The organism is Spirosoma arboris, assembly GCF_009754945.1.
Lineage (GTDB): Bacteria > Bacteroidota > Bacteroidia > Cytophagales > Spirosomataceae > Spirosoma > Spirosoma arboris.
This window is the reverse complement of the sequence record NZ_WPIN01000082.1, coordinates 1-424: the sequence shown is the minus strand read 5'-3', so window position 1 is coordinate 424 and position 424 is coordinate 1. Positions and strand designations below refer to the sequence as shown.

General features: G+C 47.9%; 1 protein-coding gene. It reads left to right on the top strand.

The features are described from left to right. Positions 1-424: right-handed parallel beta-helix repeat-containing protein (locus GO755_RS41250; RefSeq protein ID WP_198175100.1), on the top strand; the 424-nt coding region annotated here is incomplete at both ends.

Here is a 424-nt window from a genome sequence, read left to right as displayed (position 1 = left end):
TCGATGGGGGGATCTGCAAAACTATATCAATGCGATTTATGTCTACAATTCCTCGGTGAGTATCCGTAACTCCTCCATTCGAAACAGCGAAGGAACCGGTATTTACACCAACTCCTCGATAAGTGTCACCAACTCAACGGTACAGAACAATCAGACGGGGATTTACATCACTGGGGGATCCATCACTCCTATTATCAGTTCGGTGACATTTAGGGGCAATGCTAAAGCCATCGATGCGACGGCTGCCACGGTAGGAGGAATCAGTAACCTGACCAATACGGATATCTATCTCCGAACCGATGCCTCCACGGTATCCTGTACCATCCCCAAACCGGGTTCAGGCTCTTATTACGTGTTGAACAACTATGGATTTACCATTAAGGAGAACACAACGACCACGATAGAGCCAGGGGTAGAGATTCGC